6 protein-coding genes and 2 pseudogenes are annotated in these 7,477 nt (G+C 43.2%); 6 read left to right on the plus strand and 2 right to left on the minus strand.

The features are described 5' to 3' along the window. The 5 genes and pseudogenes from rlmL to rmf all read left to right on the plus strand — a co-directional run. Window positions 1–323, plus strand: a pseudogene (gene rlmL / locus AB4232_RS18575) (23S rRNA (guanine(2445)-N(2))/(guanine(2069)-N(7))-methyltransferase); the annotation flags it as partial. 25 nt (window positions 324–348) lie between these two features. Further along, window positions 349–609 (plus strand): glutaredoxin family protein, encoded by a 261-nt coding sequence (locus AB4232_RS18580; protein ID WP_012603885.1) that lies wholly within the window; start codon window positions 349–351, stop codon window positions 607–609. Continuing rightward, entirely contained in the window at window positions 587–2,503 is a 1,917-nt protein-coding gene (locus AB4232_RS18585) for an ABC transporter ATP-binding protein (RefSeq protein WP_372087719.1), read from the plus strand. Before AB4232_RS18580 ends, AB4232_RS18585 begins: the two co-directional genes overlap by 23 nt. A 9-nt stretch (window positions 2,504–2,512) precedes the next feature. Next, complete coding sequence (locus tag AB4232_RS18590) at window positions 2,513–4,222, plus strand: DUF3466 family protein (RefSeq protein ID WP_372087720.1); 1,710 nt, start codon at window positions 2,513–2,515, stop codon at window positions 4,220–4,222. A gap of 161 nt (window positions 4,223–4,383) precedes the next feature. Further along, window positions 4,384–4,557, plus strand: a complete 174-nt coding sequence (rmf, locus tag AB4232_RS18595; protein WP_009846667.1) for a ribosome modulation factor — start codon at window positions 4,384–4,386, stop codon at window positions 4,555–4,557. A gap of 334 nt (window positions 4,558–4,891) precedes the next feature. Here rmf and fabA read toward each other — a convergent pair whose 3' ends face one another. Continuing rightward, window positions 4,892–5,407, minus strand: coding sequence for a bifunctional 3-hydroxydecanoyl-ACP dehydratase/trans-2-decenoyl-ACP isomerase (gene fabA, locus AB4232_RS18600; protein ID WP_010440782.1), 516 nt, complete (start codon window positions 5,405–5,407; stop codon window positions 4,892–4,894). 70 nt (window positions 5,408–5,477) lie between these two features. Continuing rightward, a complete protein-coding gene (locus tag AB4232_RS18605; RefSeq protein WP_017099300.1) occupies window positions 5,478–7,130 on the minus strand; it encodes a Lon protease family protein in 1,653 nt (550 codons plus the stop codon). A 189-nt stretch (window positions 7,131–7,319) separates the two neighbouring features. Here AB4232_RS18605 and AB4232_RS18610 point away from each other — a divergent pair. Beyond that, window positions 7,320–7,477, plus strand: a pseudogene (locus tag AB4232_RS18610) (Ter macrodomain-binding protein MatP); the annotation flags it as partial.

Here is a 7,477-nt window from a genome sequence, read left to right on the forward strand (position 1 = left end):
CTGACTGCTTACAGTGGTTGGTTAAAGAGCAGGGTTCTTACGACCTGATCTTCATTGATCCCCCAACGTTCTCAAACTCTAAGCGTATGGATCAATCTTTTGATGTTCAGCGTGATCACATTCAATTGATGGAAAACCTTAAGCGTCTTCTTCGTGAAGAAGGCACGATTGTGTTCTCTAACAACAAGCGTCACTTCAAAATGGATGTAGAAGGCCTAGAAGAGTTAGGTCTCAAAGCTCAGAACATCTCAGCTAAAACGCTTCCATTGGACTTCTCTCGTAACAAGCACATTCATAACTGCTGGTTGATTACACATAAGTAATTAAGAGATTGTATAAGGATATAGCGTGCTGACTCTCTACAGTACAGAAGGGTGCCATCTATGTGAGATGGCATTCAAACTCACGGAACAGTTAAACATTAGCCATCACGTCAACGTTGTTGACATTGCATTTGATGATGAGCTCTTTTCCCGTTACGGGGTCACTATTCCGGTGCTCAAATTTGAAAGCTCTGACTTTTCTCAAAGCTCAGAGCTTAACTGGCCATTTGGCTTGTTAGAACTTAATGATTGGTTAAAAAAGAATGGCATTACTTACAATTCATAACGGGCAATTAGCGTTTGGCGATCACCCGTTATTAGATCGTGCGGACTTTGCACTGCAAGAAAACGAACGTGTGTGTTTAGTAGGGCGCAATGGCGCAGGTAAGTCTACGTTGATGAAAATCCTGTCAGGGAACATCATCATGGACGACGGTAAGATGCAAATCACACAAGATGTGGTTGTATCTCGCCTTGAGCAAGATCCACCGCGTAACGAAGAAGGCACCGTTTATGATTACGTTGCTGGTGGCCTAGCGGAAATCGGCCAACAGCTGAAGATCTATCATGATCTTTTGGATCTCATTGGTACTGATCCTAGCGAAAAGAACTTAAATCGTCTTACTCGTGTGCAAGAGCAGTTGGATCATGCCAACGCATGGCGCTTCGAAGATCGCGTAAGTAACGTAATGGCGGCGCTTAAACTCACTGCTGAAACAAAACTGACGGATTTGTCTGGTGGTTGGCAACGTAAAGCGGCGCTTGCTCGTGCGCTTGTATGTGACCCAGACGTGCTTCTACTCGACGAACCGACTAACCACCTAGATGTTGCGACAATTGAATGGTTAGAAGGCTTCCTGAAAGACTTCCGTGGTTCAATCATCTTTATCTCGCATGACCGTGCTTTCATCAAATCAATGGCAACTCGCATTGTCGATCTTGATCGCGGCAAGCTGAGCTCGTTCCCTGGCGATTACGAAAACTACTTGCTAGAGAAAGAAGAAGCGTTACGTGTCGAAGAGATGCAGAACGCTGAATTCGATAAAAAGCTTGCTCAAGAAGAAGTGTGGATTCGTCAGGGCATTAAAGCTCGTCGAACGCGTAACGAAGGCCGTGTACGTGCACTTAAGAAGTTGCGTGAAGAGCGCATCAATCGTCGTGAAGTGCAGGGTAAAGCGGTTATTCAGATCGATGATGGCCAACGTTCAGGCAAGATTGTATTCGAAGCAGAGAATCTTAACTTTGGCTTTGAAGGCAAAGAGATTGTTAAAGATTTCAGCTTCAACATTATGCGTGGTGATCGTATTGCTCTGATCGGCCCTAATGGCTGTGGTAAGAGTACCGTACTTAAACTGCTTCTTGATCAGCTGAAGCCTGATTCTGGCCGTCTGCATTGTGGTACTAAACTTGAAGTGGCTTACTTCGACCAATATCGCGAAATTCTAGACCCTGAGAAGTCAGTAATTGACAATCTGGCGGATGGTAAGCAAGAAGTGACAGTAGGCGGCCGTGAGCGCCATGCACTGAGCTACCTACAAGATTTCTTGTTCTCTCCTAAACGTGCTCGCACTCCTGTGAAGGCACTGTCTGGTGGTGAGAAAAACCGTCTGTTATTAGCTCGTATTTTCCTTAAGTCGAATAACTTATTGATTCTCGATGAGCCAACCAACGATCTAGATATCGAAACTTTGGAACTTTTAGAAGATTTGCTTGCCAACTATCAGGGTACGCTTCTTTTAGTGAGCCACGATCGACAGTTTGTTGATAACACGGTTATGACAAGTTGGATATTTGAAGGCAACGGCGTTGTTGAAGAATTTGTTGGTGGTTACCACGATGCTCAGCAACAAAGAAAGCAGGCTATAGAGTACCGACAGGTTGAAAAGCCATCAAAGCCAGAGAAAGTAGTTGAGGAAACTCCCAAAACTGCGCCAGTTAAGGCTAAAGCTAAGAAGTTATCGTATAAGCTACAACGAGAACTAGAAGCGCTACCTTTGCGTTTGGAAGAATTGGAAACTCAAATTGAAACTCTTCAGGAAGAAGTCAACGATCCTAGCTTCTTTTCAAAATCTGTAGAGCAGACACAACCAGTATTAGATAAGCTATCTGCAGCAGAGCAGGAGCTTGAAGTTGCTTTTGAGCGCTGGGAAGAGCTCGAGGCACTACAACAGGAAAGTTAAGAAGTAATCATGACTTGTAATAAATTTAAATTAACAACAGTTGCAGCCTTAGTTTTGGCTGCAACTAACGCGAATGCTGCACTGTACAAGGTAGTTGAAGTCGCGACTCCTAGCTCAATTGTCGGAGCTTCTGAAACGTTTGGTGTCGCGATTCAACCAGCGGCGGTTACCGGAACTGAAAGTTGTTTTACCACTGGTACTATCGGTGGTGTCGCATGTGATAGCTTTAAGCTAGCAGGTGAAACTCGCAATTCGCTTGAAGCTATTAGTTACCGTGAAGAAGTTCCTTTTGCTATGGATGCTGTCTTCCAATATTTACAAGAGTTCGATGACTTCAAAAACTATTGTAACCGTGAACTAAGATATTCCACATGTGAAAGCTGGGCGAAAACTCGCTGGGAAGATACTTGGTTTAAGGAAAGAAACAACCTGAGTTATGTAAATGCAAAAGCATTTATAGAAGGCGGGGCAATACTCGATACTCGCAATACAGTGATCAACTCTCTAGATAAAGATGCCAACCCACTCGGTGTTAAGTCTGAGGGAACCATCCGAAACAATGCAATATTTACAACGACAGCCAAGCCTGCAGGATCTTCTGAGACTCGTGCATGGAAAGCTATCACGGCGAGTAATGGTACTGTTTACAATGTAGGTAGTGTGTCTACTAGTGAAACCATTACGGACACGTCAACGCCGGATCCTGTGTTTAGTTCAAAAGCTGCTATTTGGGATGGAACGAATACCAAGTCAATCGATTGGACTCGTGGTGGAACTGCTAGACAAGGCGATTACTATGCTCAAGGTAGCATGCGTTCAATTGCCGAATCGAATACTAAGTTTTATGGCGTAGGCTACAATACTGTTGATGGTAGTGGTGACCTGCAAGATATGAATGCATCTGTATTCATCAGTAAATCTTTGGACTTAGCTGACAGCACGAATACTTGGACGACCAAATCAATTGAGGGGGCTAAGGTCAACTCTAACTCGTCTAATGATTACAAATACAGTAACTCTGTAGCGACCGATATCAACAAAAACTTGTTTGTTATTGGTAACTCTAAGCGTAATGGTCGAGTGCCTGAAAATGGTAGCGCAGGCAGCAAGATGTTTGTTGTTACTGATGCTTCAGTTGCGACTCCAACAGCGACATACCTAACGGGTGGTATCTTCTTTGCTGGTTCGAGTGGTGAAGCTAGAGCAGTTAACAACTTCAATGAAATTGTTGGTCAAGTTGACGCAGAAACAACGCGTGAAGTTGATGGAAGTGAGCGTAGACACCGCGGCTTTATTTATCCATATCAAGCAACGGGTACTGACCCATCAAGAATTGATCTGTTTCAGAACAAAGCTTGGTTTCTAGATGATCTAACTAACGACGGCAACGTTGCTGGAGAGAACAACAAGTTCCGAATCATTGATGCTTCAGGCATCAACGATGCGGGTGTTATCTCTGCGACTGCTATCAAATGTGTTGTTGGCGACACACCTACACCATACGATACAACGTCTCACAACTCATACTGTGGCGGTGCTGCGTCTAATGCGGTTGAAAAGGTTGTTGCGGTTAAATTGATTCCTATCGAAGGTAAAGGTAAGAGCGATATCCAAGCTCGTAGTACTGATACAGCAAAGGTCGATCGTAAAGGCGGTAGCTTAGGTTGGTTCGCTTTGACTGTACTCGGCTTATTAGGGTTCCGTAGAAAATTTAAATAATTTCATCTCTTGAGCCCGAGTTCACAATTCTGAATTCGGGCTTTTTTTCGCCTTGAGAAAAGTGAAAAACTGGTCGATTCTTAAAGTTGGAGTCACAAAAACTCCGCAAAGTTGTAATCATTGTATGTTAGTAAATAGAACACCCGTATGAGGACTGCACTATGAAGAGACAAAAGCGTGATCGACTAGAACGAGCACAATCTCAAGGCTACAAAGCTGGTATAAACGGTAGGTCACAAGAAGCTTGCCCATATAGCCAAATGGATTCTCGGTCTTATTGGTTAGGTGGTTGGCGTGACGCCAAAGGTGATAAGCAATCAGGTCTCTATAAGTAGATAGGGCGGAACATATTCAAAGATCAAGGCTCCATTGCTGGGTACAGCAGTTGGAGCCTTGTTAGTTTCTGAGTGGGCATATAAGTTAGATAAAATAAATGTAATGGCGCAGAGAGCTAACACTTTAAGCTGATACTGATACTGATACTGATACTGATACTTGTAGTGGAATACACAGTTGCTGGTGGACTAATACAGTACAGTTTCGGAATAAGAAAGTTTGTTTAATCAGTACACTCTAGTGCACTATAACTAAATATATTGGAGTGAAAATAAAGCAGCCAATGGCTGCTTTATTAAAATCTAACTGCGTTACTCTAATTAAATGATTAGATTAGAATGCTGACGTATCTTGGAAAAGGCCAACTTTCAAATCTTTAGCAACATAAATCTCTTTGCCATCAACAAGTACGCGACCATCTGCAAGGCCCATAACTAGGCGACGGTTAACAACACGCTTCATGTGGATTTCGTAAGTCACTTTTTTCGCAGTAGGTAGGATTTGGCCAGTGAATTTCACTTCGCCTACACCTAAAGCACGGCCTTTACCTTTGCCGCCAACCCAACCAAGGTAGAAGCCAACAAGCTGCCACATTGCATCAAGTCCTAGACAACCAGGCATTACTGGGTCACCAGGGAAGTGACAGTCGAAGAACCATAGGTCAGGAGTAATATCCAGTTCAGCAAGAATCAAACCTTTACCGAAATCACCTTCAGTCTCAGACATTTTAGTGATGCGATCCATCATCAACATGTTCGGTGCTGGTAGTTGAGGACCTTCAGGCCATAGTTCGCCTTGGCTTGATGCTAGAAGATCTTCGCGAGTGTAAGAATCACGTTTGTTTTGCATTATCAATTACTCCAATTTTTGATAGGTGCATATTAGTGAACAGGTGTACGCTAAACAAGTCCGATCAGTACTAGACAAACCAGTTTTTAATGCGTCCAACAATTCCAATAGGGTGCTCATGTCTTTCAAAGTTTTCAATACGTTCTGCAATTTTGCTCAGAACGCTTTCTTGTTCATCGTCTCTAAATGGTTTGTTCATAATAAGAGGAATAGCTTCATCTACATTAGAGACAGACCAAATATGGAATTCTTTGTTTTTGATGCTTTCAATTAGGTCTGGCTTCAGAGCAAGATGTCTTAAGTTAGATCTTGGAAGGATCACACCTTGTTCGCCAGTTAACCCGTTGTGTTTACACACATGATAGAAGCCTTCGATTTTCTCGTTTAGCCCACCAACTGCTTGTACACGACCGAATTGGTCGACAGCACCGGTTACCGCTATTTGTTGATTGATAGGGTATTCCGACAAAGCACTGACCAGAGAGCAAAGCTCAGCAAGAGAAGCACTATCGCCATCAACTTCGCAGTATGATTGCTCAAACACAACAGAAGCCGCATAGGGCAACGGATCTTCAAGGTTCAACGCGCTGCTTACAAATGCTTGCATGATCATCATACCTTTGGCGTGAAGGTTACCACCGAGTTCCGCTTTGCGTTCAACGTCGGCAATATCACCATCACCAAAGTGGATAACACATGAAATTCGGGCTGGTTCACCATACGATACAGGGTGTCCTGGTACATCGATAACCGTCAGACCATTAACTTGTCCAACTTGTTCACCCTCGGTTTCGATAATAACTTGGCCATCTCGAATATCATCAAGAGCACGTTCAGGTAAGTACGATTCGCGGTTGTATTTGTGTTGTTGTGCTTGCTGAATATGGTGACCATCAATCTCACCATGGTCGGCTTCAATCAAAGCTTCGTTCAATAACGCATTGTGCCAAATCGGGCACAACGGTATATAGCTTTGGTCTTCAGTTTCTCTTGCTCCAGCAGTAAGAATGCCTGTCACCGCCTGTTGCGTGATGTTTGGCAGTTCATAACGTTGTTGGAGCCATTTAAGGTAACCAAGATATTGAGTCAACGTCTCTTCTGTTAGCTTTATGTCTTGTTCAATTTCACTGAATAGGCAGAAACCAGTTTGAATATCACTGTCTAGATAATCAAGATCGCCGAGTTGAGCTCGGTCTCCAACCACAATCAACTTAATATTGTAGGTAAGCGGTAAAGATGGAGATTGGTTTAAGTGTTCTGGGTTGCTACTGATGGGCTCTACGGCCTCACCAAGAAGTGCAGACTTAAGCAGTAACCAGCTTCCCGGGTTTGCTAGAATCAAGTTGGCTGAAACAATCAGATAACCATTGTTCGCTCTAGCCAGTAAGCCAGGCTTTGTCGCAACGACTTGGCCGTCTTTTGATTGAACTTGGTCAAACAAAGAGACAGCATTTAAAGACTCAGTTTTTATTACTGGTAACGTGTGATCATCTAGAGCAGTAACTAAAGATTCAACAATCATTTGACGATAGATCGAATTGTCCGGAGCGTTGACAAGTAAAACACGCGAAAGGTTGGACAAGCGGACAAAGCGGGTTAACGCATCGTTGAATCTATGTTGAATGTCTGAAAATGGGAAAGGCGAGATGTCAGGGAATTGCTCTAATTGAGCGCTATATTCGTCGTACTGAGGCGTAACATGTCGCCAATCTACTAGAGTCATTTAAGTTTCTGATTATGATAATGAGGTAGGGAGTATATAGAAAAACCGATCTCGCTTGTAGCTCTATGTTGTAGTTACTAATCACTAAGCTAATATAAGTATGATCTTGGTCTATTCTTTCAAGACAACAATTGTTAAATAGCCTATTTTGGGTTACGCTGTCACTAGGATTAACTCTCGAGATTAGACATGAAATATCAGCAACTTGAAAACTTGGAATGTGGTTGGAAATGGAACTATCTGGTCAAAAAATGGAAAGAAGGCGAGTCGATCACCTGCCATATTGATTCAAGTGAAGCTGACGTTGCTGTACAAGCCTTATTGAAGCTTGAACACCAACCAACAGG

The organism is Vibrio sp. 10N.286.46.A8, from assembly GCF_041470165.1.
Classification (GTDB): Bacteria; Pseudomonadota; Gammaproteobacteria; order Enterobacterales; family Vibrionaceae; genus Vibrio; species Vibrio tasmaniensis_A.